Here is a 19,670-nt window from a genome sequence, read left to right as displayed (position 1 = left end):
GGCTCTTTCGTTATTCACGATGCCGATACGCCGATCGGCCACCACTTACCCGCACGGCCGATGACCACTTAATTCGGGCAGCACGAATAAAGCCCTCGGCAATTACTTCTCTTTGTATACGGCGTCCTTGTTAATGGCGGACACCCGCGATGTTTACGCCGTGTTGCGAAGAACTCACCCGGGGCGGCGGCGCCGCGCGCCGACCGGGGCGGTCCGGGCGGCGCAGCCGGTGCGCCCCGGCGGCCCGTTCCGCATGCTGGGCGGTGAGCGCCCTGGCCCGTTCCGCGTCGCCGCGCGCCACCGCGTCCACGATGGCCCCGTGCTCGGCCCAGGAGTCGACCGGGCGGGCCGGCTGCTCCACGGCGTACATCCAGGCGACCTTGTGTCTGAGCTGGGTGAGCAGGGCGATGAGGCCGGGGCTGCCGGAGGCCTGGGCCAGGGTCTCGTGGAACCAGCCGCCCAGCGACCGCAGATCCTCCCCCTCGCCCCGCCGGGCCCGCTCCTGGCCCAGCCTGACCAGCCCGCGGAGCACCTTGAGGTGGGCCTCCGTACGGCGCTGGGCGGCCCGGGCGGCGCCGAGCGGCTCCAGGAGCATCCGCACCTCCAGCAGGTCGGCGGCCTCCTGCTCGGTGGGCTCGGCGACACAGGCCCCGGCGTGCCTGCGGGTGACGACGAAGCCCTCGGACTCCAGGGTGCGCAGCGCCTCGCGCACCGGGACGCGGGAGACGCCGTACCGCCGTGCCAGCAGCTCCTCGGTGAGGCGGCTGCCGCGCTCGTAGACACCGGAGACGATGTCGTCACGGATCGCCGTGCATACCGAATGCGCGGGAATGCGCATGTCCGAACCTCCGCCTTAATCCCCGCGAAACGCGGCCGGCCGACGCCTGTTCCGTGACTCTATTGCAATCTGCCGGAATTTCCGATGGCAGGCCGGAATTGATGGATATCTTCTGGCCAGGGGCGGGGAGTGGCGGGGCGCCGTACGAGGCTTTCCCGGCGCATGCCGAAGGCCCCGGTGGGAAACCGGGGCCTTCGTCGGTCAGGGGTCGCGCGCGGTGAGGTCAGACGTTCACGCCGTGCGAGCGCAGGTAGGCGACCGGGTCCATGTCCGAGCCGTACTCCGGGGTGGTCCGGGCCTCGAAGTGGAGGTGCGGGCCGGTGGAGTTGCCGGTGGAGCCGGAGACGCCGATCTGCTGGCCGGAGGTGACGCTCTGGCCGACGGAGACGCCGATCGAGGAGAGGTGGCCGTACTGGGTGTACGTGCCGTCCGTCATCCGGAGCACGATGTTGTTGCCGTACGCGCCGCCCCAGCCGGCCTCGACGACCGTACCGGCGCCGACCGCGACGACGGAGCTGCCGGAGGCGGCGCGGAAGTCCACGCCGGAGTGGCTGCCGGAGGACCAGAGGGCGCCGCCGGACTTGTAGCCGGTGGTGACGTACGAGCCGGCGACCGGGAGGTGGAAGGCGTTGAGGCGGGCGCGCTCGGCGGCGCGGGCGGCCCGGGCCTTCTCCTCGCGGACCTCCTGGGCGCGGGCCTCGGCCTTGCGCCGGGCCTCCGCCTTCGCCTTGGCCTTCGCCGCCTTGGCCTTGGCTTCCGCGGCCGCCTTGGCCTTCGCCTCGGCGACGGCCTGGGCCTGCTGGTGCTGCGCCTGGGCCTGGGCGTCGATCTGCTCGGCGAGTGTGGCGTCGAGGGCGATGGCCTGGGTGAGTCCGGTCTCGGCGGCCTTGGGGGCCTCGGAGTCGGCTGCGGCTGCCGGGGAGGCCAGGGAGCCGAGGACGCCGGTGGTGGCCAGGGCCGCGACGCCGGCGACCTGGGCGCTGCGGCGCGTCAGGCGGCTCGGGGCACGGTGCTTCCCGGTGGCACGGGTGAACGCCATGGAGGGGCTGATCCTTTCCTTCCTTCTCGCCTACCGGGTTAGCTGACGGGTTCGGAGCAGGAAGGTCTCCTACGGAGCTCCGTGCCGGGTCACGGCACGGGGATCCGATTCACCCCAGGGACTGCGTGGGTCCCCGGCTCCCCAGGCTCGCGCCTGACGGGGACTCGGCGATGGCTGCCCGGCGCCGCGGGTGCGGCATACGGGTGACGGACAGCCGGGCCGACGCTAGACAAGGCGACTTCCCATCACCAAACGGGCAGGGGGATTTGTCGCGCATCCCACAGGACATAGAGCAGCCGAAACCAATAAGAGGCATGAAAAGCCCTTAACGGACAAAAAGGAGGACCCCAGCGGCTGACGCTCCGCCGGGGTCCTCTCAGTGCTGGTGTGTGCCGACGCGGCGTCAGCCGCTGACGACGGTCACCTCTCCGATGCCGAGCGCCTTCACCGGCTCCGCGATCTGTGCCGCGTCGCCCACGAGGACCGTGACCAGCCGGTCCACCGGGAAGGCGTTGACCACGGCCGCGGTCGCCTCCACGGTGCCCGTCTCGGCGAGGCGGGCGTACAGCTGGGCCTGGTAGTCGTCGGGGAGGTGCTGCTCCACCTGGTCGGCCAGGGTGCTGGCGACCGAGGCGGCCGTCTCGAACTTCAGCGGGGCGACGCCCACCAGGTTCTGCACGGCCGTCTCACGCTCGGCGTCGGTCAGCCCCTCGGCCGCCAGCGTCCGCAGGACCTTCCAGAGGTCCTCCAGCGCCGGTCCGGTGGACTCGGTGTCCACCGAGCCGCTGATCGCGAGCATCGCCGCGCCGCCCGAGTCGGGGCCGGTGGAGCGCAGGACCTGGGCGAAGGCGCGGACGCCGTAGGTGTAGCCCTTCTCCTCGCGCAGCACCCGGTCGAGACGGGAGGTGAGCGTGCCGCCCAGGCAGTAGCTGCCGAGGACCTGGGCCGGCCACACGCGCTCGTGCCGGTCGGCGCCGATGCGGCCGATCAGCAGCTGGGTCTGGACCGCGCCGGGGCGGTCCACGATGACCACGCGGCCGGTGTCGTCGGCGGTGATCGGCGGGACCGGGCGGGCCTGGGCCGTGTTGCCCGACCAGTCGCCGAGGGTGTCGGCGAGCAGGGCGTCCAGGTCGATGCCGGTCAGGTCGCCGACGATGACCGCCGTCGCGGTGGCCGGGCGGACGTGGGCGTCGAAGAAGGCGCGTACGGCGGCGGCGTCGATCCGCCGCACGGTCTCCTCGGTGCCGAGCCGCGGGCGGGACATCCGGGCGGTGGCCGGGAAGAGCTCCTTGGAGAGCTGCTTGGCGGCGCGCCGGGACGGGTTGGCCTGCTCGTGCGGGATCTCGTCGAGGCGGTTGCCGACGAGCCGCTCGATCTCGCTCTCGGCGAAGGCCGGGGCGCGCAGGGCCTCGGCGACCAGGCCGAGCGCCTTGCCCAGCCGGGAGGCCGGGACCTCCAGGGAGACCCGGACGCCGGGGTGGTCGGCGTGCGCGTCCAGAGTGGCGCCGCACCGCTCCAGCTCGGCGGCGAACTCCTCGGCGGTGTGCTTGTCGGTGCCCTCGGAGAGCGCGCGCGACATGATCGTGGCCACGCCGTCCAGACCCTCGGGCTCGGCGTCCAGCGGCGCGTCCAGGAAGATCTCCACGGCCACGACCTGCTGGCCGGGGCGGTGGCAGCGCAGCACGGTCAGCCCGTTGGGCAGGGCGCCGCGCTCGGGCGCGGGGAAGGCCCACGGCCGGGCGGTGCCCGGGGTCGGCTGCGGGTGGTACTGCATGGCTACTCCAGTCACGGCGGCGTCGCTCACTTGTCCGCCCCCTCGGGCGCGTCGGTGGCCTCTTGGGCATCCTCGGCCGGCTCGATGGGCTCGTAGACCAGCACCGCCCGGTTGTCGGGGCGCAGGGCCGCCCGGGCCGCCGCGCGCACCTCCTCGGCGGTGATGTCCAGGACGCGTCCCACGGCGCTCAGGGCGAGCTGCGGGTCACCGAACAGGACCGCGTAGCGGCACAGTTCGTCCGCGCGGCCCGCGACCGTCCCCAGCCGGTCCAGCCACTCGCGCTCCAACTGCGCCTGGGCCCGCTCCATCTCCTCCGGCGTGGGGCCTTCCTCGGCGAACCGGGCCAGCTCCTCGTCGACGGCGGCCTCGATCGTCTCCACCTCGACACCGCCGGAGGTCTTCACGTCCAGCCAGCCCAGCGAGGGCGCCCCGGCGAGCCGCAGCAGCCCGAAGCCCGCCGCCACCGCCGTACGGTCGCGGCGGACCAGGCGGTTGTGCAGCCGGGAGGATTCACCGCCGCCGAGCACGGTGAGCGCCAGGTCGGCCGCGTCACAGGCGCGCGTGCCGTCGTGCGGCAGGCGGTAGGCGGCCATCAGCGCACGCGCCGGGACCTCCTCGTGGACCACTTCGCGCAGCTGCTCGCCGATGATCTCGGGCAGGGTGCCGTCGCGCGGCGGCTGCTTGCCGTCGTGGGAGGGGATGGAGCCGAAATACTTCTCGACCCAGGCGAGGGTCTGCTCGGGGTCGATGTCCCCGACGATGGAGAGCACCGCGTTGTTGGGCGCGTAGTACGTACGGAAGAACGCGCGGGCGTCCTCCAGCGTGGCCGCGTCCAGGTCGGCCATGGAGCCGATCGGGGTGTGGTGGTACGGGTGGCCCTCGGGGTAGGCGAGGGCGGTGAGCTTCTCGAACGCGGTGCCGTAGGGCACGTTGTCGTAGCGCTGGCGCCGTTCGTTCTTGACGACGTCGCGCTGGTTCTCCATGGACTCCTCGTCGAGGGCGGCGAGAAGGGAGCCCATACGGTCGGCTTCCAGCCAGAGAGCCAGCTCCACCTGATGGGTGGGCATGGTCTCGAAGTAGTTGGTCCGCTCGAAGCTGGTCGTCCCGTTGAGCGAGCCACCGGCCCCCTGGACGAGCTCGAAGTGACCGTTCCCCTTGACCTGTCCGGAGCCCTGGAACATCAGGTGCTCGAAGAGGTGAGCCAGACCGGTGCGTCCCTTGACCTCGTGGCGTGAACCGACGTCGTACCAGAGGCAGACCGCGGCGACCGGGGTCAGATGGTCCTCGGAGAGCACCACACGCAGGCCGTTGGCCAGGCGGTGCTCGGTCGCTGTCAAGCCGCCGGAGCCGGCCTGTGCGGTGGCCGTGTGACCCATGGGCATGTACGTCCCTTCGATCGCGATACTGGACTTCCTGCCAGACCTGCCACTCTAAGCAAGCGCACCGGCACCTGGCGAAGTTCCCGTCCACGGAAGTTTCCGTCGATGGTGTCGCGGGCCGCGCCGCCCCGGACCCGCTTCGGACGGGTCGAGGTCCGCGTTGTCAGTGCGGCGGTCCACAATGGTCCGCATCAGTACCCCTGGTTGTCCGATCAGAATCCCTGAATCCGAGAAGGAGTCGCAGCCGCGATGGCCCGCCGTAGCACGAAGACCCCGCCGCCGGACGACTTCGAGGAGAAGATCCTCGACATCGACGTCGTCGACGAAATGCAGGGCTCCTTCCTCGAGTACGCGTACTCGGTGATCTACTCCAGGGCCCTGCCCGACGCCCGCGACGGCATGAAGCCGGTGCACCGGCGGATCGTGTCCCAGATGAACGAGATGGGACTGCGCCCCGACCGCGGCTATGTGAAGTGCGCGCGCGTCGTCGGCGAGGTCATGGGCAAGCTGCACCCCCACGGTGACGCGTCGATCTACGACGCGCTGGTGCGGATGGCGCAGCCCTTCTCGATGCGGCTGCCCCTGGTCGACGGCCACGGCAACTTCGGTTCCCTCGGCAACGACGACCCGCCGGCCGCCATGCGGTACACCGAGTGCCGGATGGCCGACGCCACGTCGCTGATGACCGAGGCGATCGACGAGGACACCGTCGATTTCCAGTCGAACTACGACGGCCAGGAGCGCGAGCCGGTCGTCCTCCCGGCGGCCTACCCCAACCTCCTGGTCAACGGGGTCTCGGGGATCGCGGTCGGCATGGCGACCAACATGCCCCCGCACAACCTGGGCGAGGTCATCGCCGCCGCCCGCCACCTCATCAAGCACCCGGGCGCCGACGTCGAGACGCTGATGCGTTTCGTCCCCGGCCCCGACCTGCCCACCGGCGGCCGCATCGTCGGCCTCAACGGCATCAAGGACGCGTACACGGGAGGCCGCGGCACGTTCAAGATCCGCGCCACCGTCGCCGTGGAGGACGTGACGGCGCGCCGCAAGGGCCTCGTCGTCACCGAACTGCCCTTCACCGTCGGCCCGGAAAAGGTGATCGCCAAGATCAAGGACCTGGTCTCGGCGAAGAAGCTCCAGGGCATCGCCGACGTCAAGGACCTCACCGACCGGGCGCACGGCCTGCGGCTGGTCATCGAGGTGAAGAACGGCTTCGTGCCCGAGGCGGTGCTGGAGCAGCTCTACAAGCTGACGCCGATGGAGGAGTCCTTCGGCATCAACAACGTGGCACTGGTCGACGGGCAGCCGCTCACGCTCGGCCTCAAGGAGCTGCTGGAGGTCTATCTCGACCACCGCTTCGAGGTGGTGCGCCGGCGCAGCGAGTTCCGCCGCACCAAGCGCCGCGACCGATTGCACCTGGTCGAGGGGCTGATCGTCGCCCTCCTCGACATCGACGAGGTCATCCGGATCATCCGGGACAGCGACAACTCGGCGCAGGCGAAGGAGCGCCTGATGGCGCACTTCTCGCTGAGCGAGATCCAGACGCAGTACATCCTGGACACCCCGCTGCGCCGGCTCACCCGCTTCGACCGGATCGAGTTGGAGAGCGAGCGCGACAAGCTCAACGGCGAGATCGAGGCGCTGACCGCGATCCTGGAGTCGGACGCGGAGCTGCGGAAGCTGGTCTCCACGGAGCTGGCCGCGGTGGCGAAGAAGTTCGGCACGGACCGGCGTACGGTGCTGCTGGAGTCGGCGGGTTCGCAGATCGCCTCCGTGCCGCTGGAGGTCGCCGACGACCCGTGCCGGGTGCTGCTCTCCTCGACGGGGCTGCTGGCCCGTACGGCCAGCGCGGAGCCGGTGGAGATCTCCGAGGACGCCCGGCGGACCAAGCACGATGTGATCCTCTCGGCGGTCGCGGCGACGGCGCGCGGCGATGTGGGGGCGGTGACCTCCACCGGTCGGCTGCTGCGGCTCGCGGTGATCGACCTGCCGCAGCTGCCGGACACGCACGCCGAGCCCAACCTCTCGGGCGGGGCGATGGTTTCGGAGTTCCTCAGCCTGGAGGCGGACGAGGAGCTGATCTGCCTCACGACGCTGGACGAGGGCTCGCCCGGGCTGGCGATCGGGACGCTCCAGGGTGTGGTGAAGCGGGTCGTGCCGGACTATCCGGCCAACAAGGACGAGCTGGAGGTCATCACCCTCAAGGACGGTGACCGCGTCGTGGGCGCGACCGAGCTGCGTACGGGCGAGGAGGACCTGGTCTTCATCACCTCCGACGCCCAGCTGCTGCGCTACCCGGCGGCGTCGGTGCGTCCGCAGGGGCGGGCCGCCGGGGGCATGGCGGGCGTCAAGCTGGGGGCGGGGGCCGAGGTGCTGTCGTTCACGGCGGTGGACCCGGCGGCGGACGCGATCGTGTTCACGGTGGCCGGTTCGCACGGGACGCTGGACGACTCGGTGCTGACGTCGAAGCTCACCCCGTTCGACCAGTATCCGCGCAAGGGCCGGGCGACCGGCGGAGTGCGCTGCCAGCGGTTCCTGAAGGGTGAGGACGTCCTGGTCTTCGCCTGGGCGGGCGCCACCCCGGCCCGCGCCGCCCAGCAGAACGGCACCCCGGCGAAGCTGCCGGAGCCGGACCCGCGCCGCGACGGTTCGGGCACGCCGCTGCTCCAGCCGGTGGCGGTGATCGCGGGGCCGCCGCTGTAGGCGGGTCCCGGACCGTACGGGAGCGGCCCGGGGGCATCACGCCTCCGCGGCCGCTTCCTCCACGTCCATGGGTACGCCTTCGGGTTCCGGTGCCTGTTGTACGTAGCGGAGCACACCCCACATGGCGCGTTCGGCCTCCGGGGTGTCGAGGCCGTCGGCGGAGGTCCGCGACGGCTCCGGATTCTCCAGCGGCTCGGCCCGGCAGCCGGTCAGCCCGGCCCGCAGCGCCTCGGTGTCGATCCCGGCGCCGATCATCACGAGCTGGGTGAGCCGCTGTTCGCCCCGCGCCCACGGCTGCGGCACGAACCGCAGGAACCGGCCGACCGCGTGCAGCGCGTACTTGTTGTCCCGGTCCCCCGCGCCGAAGTCCGCGAACCCCTTGATCCGGTAGAGGCCTTCGGGCCGGGAGTCCAGGAACGCGATGAAGCGGCGCGGGTCCATGGGGACGTCCGAGGTGAAGTCGGCGCTCTCGTACGCCGCGTGCAGATGGTCCCCGTGATCGCCGCCGCCCTCCTCCCGCAGCAGATCCTCGAAGGTGAGCTGACGGGCCTTCTCCTCACCGTCCGGCCGCAGCGCGGGATCGAAGAGCAGCTCGGGGTCGATCCGGCCGTGCACGGCGGAGATCACGGCGGCGGGCCCGCTCAGCTCCGCGACCGTCGCGCGCAGCCGCTCCTGCTCGGCCTCCCCCACCCGGTCGGTCTTGTTGAGGACGACGAGGTCCGCGACGGCGAGGTGGCGGTCGATCTCCGGATGGCGCTCCCGGGTCCCGTCGAACTCTGCGGCGTCGACGACCTCGACCAGACCCCCGTACAGGATGTGCGGGTTCTCGCTGGCCAGCAGCATCCGTACGAGTTCCTGGGGTTCGGCGAGACCGCTCGCCTCGATGACGATCAGGTCCAGCCCGGCGGAGGGGCGGGAGAGCGTCTCCAGGAAGGTGTCGAGTTCGCTCGCGTCGACCGCGCAGCACAGGCAGCCGTTGCCCAGGGAGACCGTCGACCCGACCTGGCCCGCGACGGTCATGGCGTCGATCTCGATGGCCCCGAAGTCGTTGACGATCACGCCGATCCGGGTGCCCGCGCGGTTGCGGAGGAGGTGGTTCAGGAGTGTGGTCTTGCCTGATCCGAGAAAGCCCGCCAGGACGACGACCGGGATCTGCTGGGTACGGGGCGGGGTCAACGGGGGCCTTCCTCGGATGGGCGGTCAGGGTGCGGGGACCGGCTGCGGCGGGGGTGTGCCGATGTAGCGGGCCGCCGGGCGGATGATCTTCGAGTCCTCCGCCTGCTCCAGGATATTGGCGCTCCATCCGATCACCCGCGCGGCACAGAAGGTGGGCGTGAACATGGCGCGCGGCAGCCCGCAGAGCTCCATGACGACCCCGGCGTAGAACTCCACGTTGGTGTGCAGCTCCCGCCCCGGCTTGAGCTCGGCGAGGATGGCCTCCACCTGCTGTTCGACCTCGGTGGCGAAGTCGACGAGCGGTCCGCCGAAGCCCTGCGCGATCGACTTGAGCATCCGGGAGCGCGGGTCCTCGGTGCGGTAGACGGGGTGGCCGAAGCCCATGATGCGGCGGCCGGAGAGGACCTGCTCGCGGATCCAGCCGTCGATGCGGTCCGGGGTGCCGATGGCGTCCAGGGTGTCCAGCGCCCGGCTGGGGGCTCCGCCGTGCAGCGGTCCGGAGAGCGCGCCCACGGCGGCGACCAGACAGGCGGCGACGTCGGCGCCGGTGGAGGCGACGACCCGGGCGGTGAAGGTGGAGGCGTTGAAGCCGTGGTCGACGGTGGAGATCAGATACCGCTCCACGGCCCGCACCCGCTCGGGCTCCGCCTCCGCACCGGTGAGCATGTAGAGGTAGTTGGCCGCGTACGGCAGGTCCGCGCGGGGTTCGACGGGTTCGAGGCCCTCACCGAGGCGGTGCAGGGCGGTGAGGATCGTGGGTACGGCGGCGCAGGCGGCCAGCGCGTCCGCGCGGCGGCGGTCGGCGTTCAGGTCGTAGACGGGCCGGTATCCGCCGGCGGCGCCGAGCAGCGACAGAGCCGTACGGAGCCCGGCGAGCGGTCCTGAGACGGCGCCCGCGCGGGCGACGGCGGGCAGGGCCTCGCGTACCTCGGCGGGGAGCGCGCGCAGTTTCGCCGTACGGGCGGTGAAGTCGGCGGCCGCCGCCCGGTCGGGCAGCTCGCCGTGGAACATCAGGTACCAGACGTCCTCGAAGCTGCGGGTCTCCGCGAGTTCGATCGCCGAGAACTGACGGTAGTGGTAGAAGCCCTCACGCCCGCGGACATCGCCGAGGGCGGTGTCCGTGACGACGACGCCGGCGAGACCGCGGGGGACGGCGGGGACGACAGGGGTGGTGGTCATGGCCGATCTCTCCTCCGTGCATGCAACATTGATTCGACTGTCCATGCTTGACGATAAGTCTGTCAATGTTGACTGAATCAATATGAAGAGCGATGGATACGGTGGCACCCATGACGGATCAACCAGAGCCCGGCCGACCGGACACACCGCGGCTGACCACCCGCGAGGCGGCGGAGCTGCTGGGGGTGAAGCCCGAGACGGTGTACGCGTACGTCAGCCGGGGCCAGCTCAGCAGCGTGCGGGCGGCCGGCGGCCGGGGCAGCACCTTCGACCCCGACGAGGTGCGGGCACTGGCCCGGCGCTCGGGGCGGCGCGAGCCGTCACCGGCCGGGGGCGATCTCGTGTTCCGTACCGGCATCACGCTCATCGAGGAGGACCGGTGCTACTTCCGCGGGGTCGACGCCACGGAGCTGGCCCGGCGGCACTGCTTCGAGGAGGTCGCGGAGTGGCTGTGGACCGGTGAGCTGCGGCCGGGCGTCCGCTTCGAGGCGCCCCCGGAGACCCTGGCGGCCGCCCGCCGGGCGGTCGGCGCGCTGCCCGCGCACAGCGGGTCGACGGACCGGCTGCGGGTGGCGGTGACCGCTGCCGCCGCCACGGATCCGCTGCGGTTCGACCTGTCGCCCGGGGCGGTGCTGAGCAGTGCGCGGAGCCTGATCCCGACGCTCGTGAGGGCGCTGCCGGTGCTCGGCGGCGCGCCGGAGACCGAGGAGGGCCCCCTGGCCCTGCGGCTGTGGCCCCGGCTGACCGCGCGGCCGGTGGACGCCCGGGCCCTCGCCGTCCTGGACGCGGCGCTGACCCTGCTGATCGACCACGACCTGGCCGCCTCCACCCTGGCCGCCCGGGTCGCCGCCTCGGCGCACGCCCATCCGTACGCCGTGGTCTCCGCCGGCCTCGGGGTCCTGGAAGGCCCGCTGCACGGCGCCGCCAGCGGGCCGGCCCACCGCATGCTCCAGGAGGCCGTGGACCGGGGCAGCGCGGTCCCCGTGGTCGCCGACCACCTGCGGACCGGGGGCCGGGTGCCGGGCCTCGGTCACCGGCTCTACCGGGGTGAGGACCCCCGGGCCCGCGCCCTGTTCGCCCTGCTGGAGGACGTACCGCAGGCGGCCGGGGCGCTGGCGGCGGCCCGGGAGGTGGTCGCCACGACGGCCCGCCACGCGCCGCTGCACGCCAACATCGACCTGGCGCTCGCCGTCCTCTCCGTGGCCTGCGGGATGACGGCGGAGGCGGGCGAGACGGTGTTCGCGGTCTCCCGAACGGCGGGCTGGATCGCGCACGCGCTGGAGGAGTACGGCGAGCGCCCGCTGCGGATCCGGCCGAGCGGGCAGTACACCGGCCCCCGGCCGCCGCAGCCCACACCGTGAGCCCAGGTCTGGACCATTGCAAATTAGCTACGGATCAGAGGGAATTCTCGCGCGGCGGCTGGGCGGTGGAGCCGCGCACCACCAGTTCGGGCTCGAAGAGCAGCTCGTCCGAGGGCACGGTCCGCCCGCCGATCTGCACCGAGAGCAGCTCCACGGCCGCGCGCCCCATGGCCTCGATGGGCTGGCGGACGGTGGTCAGCGGGGGCTCGGTGCAGTTCATGAACGCCGAGTCGTCGTACCCCACGACCGAGACGTCGCCGGGCACCGAGAGCCCCCGGCGGCGGGCGGCCCGGACCGCGCCCAGGGCCAGTGGGTCGCTGGCGCAGATGATGCCGGTGACGCCCCGCTCCAGCAGGCGCATGGCGGCGGCCTGCCCGCCCTCCAGCGAGAACATCGCCCGCGCCACCCACTCGTCGGGGACGGATGTGCCGGTCTCCTCCGCGAGCACCCGGGCAGCGGCGAGCTTGCGCTGCGAGGGCACATGGTCGGAGGGGCCGAGGACGAGGCCGATGCGCTCGTGGCCGAGCGAGACGAGGTGGCGCCAGGCCTGTTCGACGGCGACCGAGTCGTCGCAGGAGACACCGGGGAAGCCGAGCCGGTCGATGGCCGCGTTGATCAGGACGACGGGGATCTTGCGGTCGGCGAGCACCTTGTAGTGGTCGTGCGGGGCGTCCTCCTGGTGGTAGAGGCCGCCCGCGAAGACCACGCCGGAGACCTGCTGCTGGAGAAGGAGTTCGACGTAGTCGGCCTCCGAGACGCCGCCCTTGGTCTGCGTGCAGAGCACCGGCGTGAGCCCCTGCTGGGCGAGCGCGCCACCGACCACTTCGGCGAAGGCCGGGAAGATCGGGTTCTGCAGCTCGGGCAGGACGAGCCCGACCAGCCGGGCCCGCTCCCCCCGCAACTGGGTGGGCCGCTCGTAGCCGAGGACGTCCAGCGCGGAGAGGACGGCCTGCCTGGTGGCGTCGGAGACGCCCGGCTTGCCGTTCAGCACCCGGCTGACCGTCGCCTCGCTGACTCCCACCTTCTGGGCCACTTGAGCAAGTCGTCGCGTCATGAGCGCAAGATTAGCGCAAGAAGTGCAAGTGGATTGCGCTCCTGACGAACTCCCCGCAACGCCCCCAGAACGCCCGTACGAGAACGCTCACAGAACCCGCGCCGCCAGGCAAGGGGTGGACCGCCCGGGTTTCGGGGCGATCTCCGCCGGACCCCGGGATTTCCGCCGGGCCCCCGGGCCCTTTACCGTCTCTACGATGAACGCCCCACCGACCTCCGGCCGGGGACCGCGCCGGTTCGGCTGGCCGCAGCGGGTCTTCTCGCAGGTCCTGCTGGTGCAGCTGGCCATCATCACGGGCGTCACCGTGCTGGTCACCGGCCTGTTCCTGGCCCCCCTCAGCGCCCAGTTGGACGACGAGGCGATGCGCCGCGCCCTGGCCATCGCCCAGAGCACGGCCGCCCGGCCCGGCATCGCCGAGGATCTGCGCACCACGGAGCCGTCCGCGCTCGGCCCCGTACAGACCGCCGCCGAGGAGATCAGGCGGGCCACCGGCGCGGAGTACGTCGTCGTGATGGACCGCCGGGGCGTGCGCTGGTCGCACCCGGAGGCCGACCGGATCGGCGAGGTGGTCTCCACCGACCCCGGGGACGCGCTCCGGGGCCGGGAGGTCATGGAGATCGACAGCGGGACGCTGGGCCGCTCGGCCCGGGGCAAGGTGCCGTTGCACGGCCCCGGGGACGAGGTGGTCGGCGCGGTCTCGGTCGGGATCGAGTACGACAGCGTCCGGGCCCGCCTCCTCGGCGCGATCCCGGGGCTTCTCGCGTACGCCGGAACGGCCCTGGCCGTCGGCGCGCTCGCCGCGTATCTGATCTCCCGCCGGCTCCAACGCCAGACCCATGACCTGGCCTTCTCCGACATCTCCGCGCTGCTGACCGAGCGCGAGGCGATGCTGCACTCCATCCGCGAAGGGGTCGTCGCCCTCGACGGGACGGGCCGGATCCGGCTGCTGAACGACGAGGCGCAGCGGCTGCTGGGGCTCGGCCCCGGGGCGGCGGGACGGCCGCTGGAGGAGGTGCTGGACCCCGGCCGGACGGTGGACGTGCTGGCGGGGCGGGTGATGGGCGACGACCTGCTGGCCGTCCAGGGCAACCGGGTGCTGCTGGCCAACCGGATGGAGACGGACGACGGCGGGGCCGTGGTCACCCTGCGCGACCGGACCGAGCTCGAACACCTCGGCCGTGAACTCGACTCCACCACCGGGCTGATCGACGCGCTGCGCGCCCAGGACCACGAGCACGCCAACCGGCTGCACACCCTGCTGGGGCTGCTGGAGCTGGAGATGCACGAGGACGCCATGGAGTTCGTGACGGAGGTGGCGGGCGTCCACCGGGCGACGGCGGAGCAGGTCACGGAGAAGGTGCGGGACCCGCTGCTGGCCGCGCTGCTGGTCGGCAAGGCGACGGTGGCCGCCGAGCGCGGTGTCTCGCTGCGGCTGGCGCCCGGCACGCTCCTGCCGGACCGGGTGGTGGACCCGCGCGGCCTGGTCACGGTGGTCGGCAACCTCGTCGACAACGCCATGGACGCGGCGGCCGGGTCGGCGGACGCCCGGATCGAGGTCGGGCTGCGGGCCGAGGGCCGTACGGTGGAGCTGCGGGTACGGGACAGCGGCCCCGGGATCGCCCCGGAGCGGCACGCGTCGATCTTCACCGAGGGCTGGTCCACCAAGGACCTCCCGGCACACGGCAAGCGGGGCCTCGGCCTCCCCCTGGTCCGCCGGCTCGCGGAGCGCCAGGGCGGCAGCGTGTCGGTCACGGCGGCGGACGGCGGGGGCGCGGTGTTCACGGCCGTCCTGCCGGAGGCGCTGGCCGCGCCGGAACCGGCTGACGAGGCCCTGACGGGAGGTGAACGGTGATCCAGGTCCTGATCGTGGACGACGACGTCCGGGTGGCGGCGATCAACGGCGCGTACGTCGCCAAGGTCGCCGGATTCCGGGTGGCCGCGCAGGCCCACTCGGCGGCGCGGGCCCTGGCCGTGGTCGAGGAGGTACCGGTGGACCTGATCCTGCTGGACCACTACCTCCCGGACCGCAACGGCCTCGCCGTCGTACGGGAGCTGCGCCGGCTGGGCCGCCAGGTCGACGTGATCATGGTGACCGCCGCCCGTGACGTGGCGACCGTGCAGGACGCGATGCGGCACGGCGCGCTCCAGTACCTGGTCAAGCCGTTCACGTACGCCGGTCTGCGCTCGAAGCTGGAGGCGTACGCGGCGCTGCGCCACACCCTCGACGGCGGCGGCCAGGCCGAACAGGCGGAGGTGGACCGGCTGTTCGGCGCCCTGTGGGCGGCGGGCGAGCCGGAGCTGCCCAAGGGCCACTCCCCCACCACCGCCGAGCTGGTCCGGCGGGCGCTGCGCGACGCGGACGGCCCGCTCTCCGCACAGGAGATCGCGGAGCGCGCGGGGATGAGCCGGCAGACGGCGCAGCGCTATCTGAAGCTGCTGGAGCGGACGGGGAAGGTCCGGCTGACGCTGCGGTACGGGGAGACGGGCCGGCCGGAACACCGGTACGCCTGGACCTCGGCGTGAGCGCGCGGGTTCTACGCCGCCCCCGCCCCCGTCAGCGCCCGGACCTCGCTCTCGGCGTGCCTGGCCTCGTCCGGCTTCTCGCGCGAGGTGACCGTACCGAGCCACCCCGCCAGGAAGCCGAGCGGGATCGAGACCAGCCCCGGGTTCTCCAGCGGGAAGAGCTGGAAGTCGACGCCCGGGAACAGCGATGCGGGGCTGCCCGAGACGACGGGTGAGACCAGGACCAGGACGACGGCCGGGACGAGGCCGCCGTACACGGCCCAGACCGCGCCCCGGGTGGTGAAGTTCCGCCAGAACAGCGAGTAGAGCAGGGCCGGGAGGTTCGCCGAAGCCGCCACCGCGAAGGCGAGGCCGACGAGGAACGCCACGTTGAGGTTCTGGGCGAGCAGGCCGAGCGCGATGGCGACCGCCCCGACCCCGGCTGCGGCGACGCGGGCGACGGCCACCTCGCCGTACTGCCTGCGGCCCGGGCGGCGGAGCGACGCGTACAGGTCGTGGGCGACGGAGGCCGAGGAGGCGAGCGTGATGCCCGCGACGACGGCCAGGATCGTGGCGAAGGCGATCGCGGCGACGACGGCGAAGAGAACCGTTCCGCCGGTGGAGCCCTCGCCGCCGCCGAGGTCGAGGGCCAGCAGCGGTACTGCGGTGTTGCCGGCGGCGTTCGAGGAGCGGACCTCGGCGGAGCCGACCAGGGCGGCCGCGCCGAAGCCGAGCACGATCGTCATCAGGTAGAAGCTGCCGATGAGGCCGATGGACCAGACGACGGACCGGCGGGCCGCGCGGGCGGTGGGCACGGTGTAGAAGCGCGACAGGATGTGCGGCAGCCCCGCCGTACCGAGGACGAGGGCGACGCCCAGGCTGATGAAGTCGAAGCGCGCGGTCCAGTCGCCGCCGTAGCGCAGGCCGGGGGCGAGGAAGTCCTTTCCGTGGCCGCTGCGTTCGGCGGCGGTGTTGAGCAGGCTGTTGATGTCCCCCCGGAAGTGGACGAGGACGAGCACGGTGAGGGCGACCGCCCCGCCCATCAGCAGCACGGCCTTGACGATCTGGATCCAGGTGGTGGCGCGCATCCCGCCGAACGAGACGTAGACGACCATCAGGGCGCCGACGCCGACCACGGTCCAGGACCGGGCCGCGTCGCTCGTCCCGCCGAGCAGGAGGGCCACCAGGGAGCCCGCGCCGACCATCTGGGCGACGAGGTAGAGCACGGAGACGGTGACCGAGGAGGTGCCGAGGGCGGTACGGACCGGGCGCTCGGCCATCCGGGCGGCGACCACGTCGGCGAGGGTGAACCGGCCGCAGTTGCGCACGAGTTCGGCCACCAGCAGCAGGACGACCAGCCAGGCGACCAGGAAGCCGACCGAGTAGAGCATGCCGTCGTAGCCGAAGAGGGCGATCAGCCCGGAGATACCGAGGAAGGAGGCCGCCGACATGTAGTCGCCGGCGATGGCGAATCCGTTCTCCATGGGCGAGAACAGGCGCCCTCCGGCGTAGAACTCCTCGGCGGAGCCCTGCCGGTCGCGGCTGACCCAGGTGGTGATGAAGAGGGTCACCGCGATGAACGCGCAGAACAGCAGCAGGGCGAGTGTCTGGTGGTCGCCTCTCAACGTCCCCGCCCTCCCGTCACCGGCTGTGCGGCTCCCCGTGTCATCTCCTGGGTGTTCCACCGCAGTTCGAGGGCCGCCCGGTCCCTGCGCAACCGCGCGTGGCGTGCGTACGCCCAGGTCAGGAGGAAGGTGGTGAGGAACTGGCCGAGCCCCGCCACCATCGCCACGTTGACCGCGCCGGCGACCGGGCGGGCCATCAGCGCGGGCGCGGTGGTGGCCGCGACGACGTACGCGAGATACCAGAGGAGGAAGGCGAGGGCGGCGGGTGCGACGAAGCGGCGGTAGCGGCGGCGGACCTCGCGGAAGGCCTCGCTGCGGTGCACCTCCAGATAGATCTCGGCCGCGCTGGGCGCGGGCGGCGGCTCACCGGGGCCGGGCGCGCCGTCCGCCGCCTCGCCTCCCGTGCCGTCCGCCCCGTCCCAGCCCGCGGCCGACGCCTCGTACCACGGGTCGTCGAGCCGCACTCCCGCGGCCGTCGGCCCTGCTTCCTTCTCCACCGGGCAACTCCCTTGTCCACGGACCTTTTCGGCCGCGTGGCCCACCATGAGCGGTAAGGGAAGGTCCCGGACGCGTCCTTCGCCCGAATTCACCTCTTCAGGTGACAGGAGTCCCGAACGCGAGCGGCCCCCGCCCTTCCGGCAGTCCGGGAGGGCGGGGGCCTCAGGCGTCGGTACGGCGGTGCTACGCGTCGATGCGGGAGCGGTCCAGGGTCGCCGCCGAGCTGGTGATGAACTCCTTGCGGGGCGCGACCTCGTTGCCCATCAGGAGGTCGAAGACCTGCTCGGAGGATTCCAGGTCCCCGATGTTGATCCGGCGCAGCGTGCGGTGGCGCGGGTCCATCGTGGTCTCGGCCAGCTGGTCGGCGTCCATCTCGCCCAGGCCCTTGTAGCGCTGGATGGACTCCTTGATCCGGACGTTCTTGCGCTGGAACTCCAGCAGCGTCTGGCGCAGCTCGTTGTCCGAGTACGTGTACACGTACTTGTCCTGGCCCTTCTTGGGCTGGACCAGCTCGATCCGGTGCAGCGGGGGCACTGCGGCGAAGACGCGTCCGGCCTCGACCATCGGGCGCATGTAGCGCTGGAAGAGGGTCAGCAGCAGGGTGCGGATGTGGGAGCCGTCCACATCGGCGTCGGTCATCATGATGACCTTGCCGTAGCGGGCGGCGTCGATGTCGAAGGTCCGGCCGGACCCGGCTCCTATGACCTGGATGATGGCGCCGCACTCGGCGTTCTTCAGCATGTCCGAGACGGACGACTTCTGGACGTTGAGGATCTTGCCGCGGATCGGCAGGAGCGCCTGGAACTCGCTGTTCCGGGCGAGCTTGGCGGTGCCGAGCGCCGAGTCGCCCTCGACGATGAAGAGCTCGCTGCGCTCCACGTCGTCGCTGCGGCAGTCGGCGAGCTTCGCGGGGAGCGAGGAGGATTCCAGGGCGGTCTTGCGGCGCTGGGCGTCCTTGTGCTGGCGGGCCGCGATCCGCGTACGGGCGGCGGCGACAGCCTTCTCCAGGACGGCCCGGGCCTGCGCCTTGGCGTCCCGCTTGGTGGAGGTCAGGAACGCCTTGAGCTCCTTGGCGACCACGGCCGCGACGATCCGGTTGGCCGCCGAGGTGCCGAGCACCTCCTTGGTCTGCCCCTCGAACTGCGGCTCCGCCAGCCGTACGGTGACGACGGCGGTGAGCCCTTCGAGGGCGTCGTCCTTCACCACGTCGTCCTCGGCGACCCGCAGCATCTTCGCGGAGCGGAGCGCCTCGTTCACCGTCTTGGTGAGGGAGCGCTCGAAGCCGCTGACGTGGGTGCCGCCCTTGGGGGTCGCGATGATGTTGACGAAGGACCGGACGGTGGTGTCGTAGCCGGTGCCCCAGCGCAGCGCGATGTCGACGCCGAGCTCGCGGGTGACCTCGGTCGCGGTCATGTGGCCGCGGTCGTCGAGGACCGGGACGGTCTCCTTGAAGGTGCCGGTGCCGGTCAGCCGCTGGACGTCGCAGACGGCCTTGTCCTGCGCCAGGTACTCGCAGAACTCGCTGATGCCGCCGTCGAAGCGGAACGTCTCCTCGGTCTTGCCCTCGCCGTCGAGGCCGCGCTCGTCGCGGACGACGATGGTGAGGCCGGGGACGAGGAAGGCGGTCTGGCGGGCCCGCTGGTAGAGGGTCTCCAGGTTGAGCTTGGCGTCCTTGAGGAAGATCTGCCGGTCCGCCCAGTACCTGACCCGGGTACCGGTACGGGTCTTGGGGACCCGCTTCCCCTTACGGAGGCCGTTGGCCGGGTCGAAGGGGCTGTCGGGGCCCTGCTCGGTGAACATGCCGGGGACGCCGCGGCGGAAGCTGATGGAGTGGGTCGCGCTGTTGCGGTCGACCTCGACGTCGAGGCGGGCGGAGAGGGCGTTGACCACGGAGGCGCCGACGCCATGGAGGCCGCCGGAGGCCGCGTAGGAGCCGCCGCCGAACTTGCCGCCCGCGTGCAGCTTGGTCATGACGACCTCGATGCCGGAGAGACCGGTCTTGGGCTCCACGTCCACGGGGATGCCGCGGCCGTTGTCCCGGACCTCGACGGAGGCGTCGTCGTGGAGGATGACCTCGATGTGGTCGCAGTGGCCACCCAGGGCCTCGTCGACGGAGTTGTCGATGATCTCCCAGAGGCAGTGCATGAGCCCGCGGCTGTCGGTGGACCCGATGTACATCCCGGGGCGCTTGCGGACCGCCTCAAGTCCTTCGAGGACGAGGAGGTGCCGCGCGGTGTAGTTGGAGCTGTCCCGGTCGCCGCCTGCTGCGGTCAGCATCTCGGTGGACGGCACGGACGTTTCGGCGGTCACGCGGTTCGCTCCTCGCTGAATTTCATCTGGGCCCTTGGTGGGTATCACGGTCGGCTTCGGTTGCCGCTGAGAGCCTACAGAGGCCTGGTAGAGCGGTTGTAACGCCACCCTCGGGGAATCCTCATGCTAGACGAGCCCCATCCGGGCTCGCATGGATGTTCGATCATTCGTCGGAGTGACGTGCACATCACGTTCCCTTCGAGGCATGAACCATTTAGGCTCCGGGCACGTC

At 71.9% G+C, this 19,670-nt stretch carries 14 protein-coding genes and 1 riboswitch; of the genes, 4 read left to right on the top strand and 10 right to left on the bottom strand.

From position 1 onward, the window contains the following. Window positions 1-130: 130 nt before the first annotated feature. The 4 genes from D6270_RS26215 to D6270_RS26200 all read right to left on the bottom strand — a co-directional run bounded on the left by D6270_RS26215 (window position 131) and on the right by D6270_RS26200 (window position 5,033). Complete coding sequence (locus tag D6270_RS26215; protein ID WP_109163212.1) at window positions 131-838, bottom strand: GntR family transcriptional regulator; 708 nt, start codon at window positions 836-838, stop codon at window positions 131-133. A 223-nt stretch (window positions 839-1,061) separates the two neighbouring features. After that, window positions 1,062-1,877, bottom strand: coding sequence for a M23 family metallopeptidase (locus D6270_RS26210; RefSeq protein ID WP_109163213.1), 816 nt, complete (start codon window positions 1,875-1,877; stop codon window positions 1,062-1,064). A gap of 13 nt (window positions 1,878-1,890) precedes the next feature. Then, window positions 1,891-2,057: riboswitch (cyclic di-AMP (ydaO/yuaA leader) on the bottom strand. Window positions 2,058-2,280: 223 nt separating this feature from the next. Further along, window positions 2,281-3,651: a M16 family metallopeptidase gene (locus D6270_RS26205; RefSeq protein ID WP_109163214.1), complete on the bottom strand. Its 1,371-nt coding sequence runs from the start codon at window positions 3,649-3,651 to the stop codon at window positions 2,281-2,283. A 26-nt stretch (window positions 3,652-3,677) separates the two neighbouring features. Next, complete coding sequence (locus D6270_RS26200; RefSeq protein ID WP_109163215.1) at window positions 3,678-5,033, bottom strand: M16 family metallopeptidase; 1,356 nt, start codon at window positions 5,031-5,033, stop codon at window positions 3,678-3,680. Between the two features lie 246 nt (window positions 5,034-5,279). Between D6270_RS26200 and D6270_RS26195 the strand changes: the two genes are divergently transcribed. Next, on the top strand, window positions 5,280-7,733 hold the full coding sequence (locus D6270_RS26195; RefSeq protein ID WP_109163216.1) for a DNA gyrase/topoisomerase IV subunit A: 2,454 nt from the start codon (window positions 5,280-5,282) through the stop codon (window positions 7,731-7,733). A 36-nt stretch (window positions 7,734-7,769) separates the two neighbouring features. Here the strand turns inward: D6270_RS26195 and D6270_RS26190 are convergent, their stop codons facing one another. Both D6270_RS26190 and D6270_RS26185 read right to left on the bottom strand, forming a co-directional pair. Then, window positions 7,770-8,909, bottom strand: a complete 1,140-nt coding sequence (locus D6270_RS26190) for a CobW family GTP-binding protein (RefSeq protein ID WP_109163217.1) — start codon at window positions 8,907-8,909, stop codon at window positions 7,770-7,772. A gap of 24 nt (window positions 8,910-8,933) precedes the next feature. Then, window positions 8,934-10,088, bottom strand: a complete 1,155-nt coding sequence (locus D6270_RS26185) for a citrate synthase (RefSeq protein ID WP_109163218.1) — start codon at window positions 10,086-10,088, stop codon at window positions 8,934-8,936. Window positions 10,089-10,198: 110 nt separating this feature from the next. On the opposite strand from D6270_RS26185, the gene D6270_RS26180 reads away from it, so the two are divergent. Then, window positions 10,199-11,449 (top strand): citrate synthase, encoded by a 1,251-nt coding sequence (locus D6270_RS26180; protein WP_109163219.1) that lies wholly within the window; start codon window positions 10,199-10,201, stop codon window positions 11,447-11,449. Window positions 11,450-11,483: 34 nt separating this feature from the next. Here D6270_RS26180 and D6270_RS26175 read toward each other — a convergent pair whose 3' ends face one another. Beyond that, window positions 11,484-12,503, bottom strand: coding sequence for a LacI family DNA-binding transcriptional regulator (locus tag D6270_RS26175; protein WP_109163220.1), 1,020 nt, complete (start codon window positions 12,501-12,503; stop codon window positions 11,484-11,486). A gap of 196 nt (window positions 12,504-12,699) precedes the next feature. Here D6270_RS26175 and D6270_RS26170 point away from each other — a divergent pair, with 196 nt between their 5' ends. Further along, window positions 12,700-14,355 (top strand): ATP-binding protein, encoded by a 1,656-nt coding sequence (locus tag D6270_RS26170; protein WP_109163221.1) that lies wholly within the window; start codon window positions 12,700-12,702, stop codon window positions 14,353-14,355. Beyond that, window positions 14,352-15,026, top strand: a complete 675-nt coding sequence (locus D6270_RS26165; RefSeq protein ID WP_109163222.1) for a response regulator — start codon at window positions 14,352-14,354, stop codon at window positions 15,024-15,026. The genes D6270_RS26170 and D6270_RS26165 overlap by 4 nt, the downstream gene beginning before the upstream one ends. Before the next feature lie 11 nt (window positions 15,027-15,037). Here the strand turns inward: D6270_RS26165 and D6270_RS26160 are convergent, their stop codons facing one another. The 3 genes from D6270_RS26160 to D6270_RS26150 form a co-directional block, all read right to left on the bottom strand. Further along, the gene (locus D6270_RS26160; protein WP_109163223.1) at window positions 15,038-16,630 is read right to left on the bottom strand and encodes a monocarboxylic acid transporter; all 1,593 of its coding nucleotides are present in this window, start codon (window positions 16,628-16,630) and stop codon (window positions 15,038-15,040) included. Continuing rightward, window positions 16,627-17,094 carry a DUF485 domain-containing protein gene (locus D6270_RS26155; protein WP_109163224.1) on the bottom strand — a complete coding sequence of 156 codons (468 nt, stop codon included), beginning with the start codon at window positions 17,092-17,094 and terminating at the stop codon, window positions 16,627-16,629. Before D6270_RS26155 ends, D6270_RS26160 begins: the two co-directional genes overlap by 4 nt. Window positions 17,095-17,311: 217 nt before the next feature. Next, window positions 17,312-19,438, bottom strand: a complete 2,127-nt coding sequence (locus D6270_RS26150; RefSeq protein WP_109163225.1) for a DNA gyrase/topoisomerase IV subunit B — start codon at window positions 19,436-19,438, stop codon at window positions 17,312-17,314. Between the last annotated feature and the right edge of the window lie 232 nt (window positions 19,439-19,670).

The sequence above is a fragment of the Streptomyces griseus subsp. griseus genome, assembly GCF_003610995.1.
Taxonomy (GTDB): Bacteria; Actinomycetota; Actinomycetes; order Streptomycetales; family Streptomycetaceae; genus Streptomyces.
The sequence above is the reverse complement of the archived record's forward strand: the minus strand, read 5'-3'. Positions and strand labels throughout refer to the sequence as shown.

Coding starts and splice junctions, on each gene's coding strand:
- D6270_RS26215 (WP_109163212.1), bottom strand. CDS start 838: ATGCGCATTCCCGCGCATTCGGTATGCACGGCGATCCGTGACGACATC.
- D6270_RS26210 (WP_109163213.1), bottom strand. CDS start 1,877: ATGGCGTTCACCCGTGCCACCGGGAAGCACCGTGCCCCGAGCCGCCTG.
- D6270_RS26205 (WP_109163214.1), bottom strand. CDS start 3,651: ATGCAGTACCACCCGCAGCCGACCCCGGGCACCGCCCGGCCGTGGGCC.
- D6270_RS26200 (WP_109163215.1), bottom strand. CDS start 5,033: ATGCCCATGGGTCACACGGCCACCGCACAGGCCGGCTCCGGCGGCTTG.
- D6270_RS26195 (WP_109163216.1), top strand. CDS start 5,280: ATGGCCCGCCGTAGCACGAAGACCCCGCCGCCGGACGACTTCGAGGAG.
- D6270_RS26185 (WP_109163218.1), bottom strand. CDS start 10,088: ATGACCACCACCCCTGTCGTCCCCGCCGTCCCCCGCGGTCTCGCCGGC.
- D6270_RS26180 (WP_109163219.1), top strand. CDS start 10,199: ATGACGGATCAACCAGAGCCCGGCCGACCGGACACACCGCGGCTGACC.
- D6270_RS26175 (WP_109163220.1), bottom strand. CDS start 12,503: ATGACGCGACGACTTGCTCAAGTGGCCCAGAAGGTGGGAGTCAGCGAG.
- D6270_RS26170 (WP_109163221.1), top strand. CDS start 12,700: ATGAACGCCCCACCGACCTCCGGCCGGGGACCGCGCCGGTTCGGCTGG.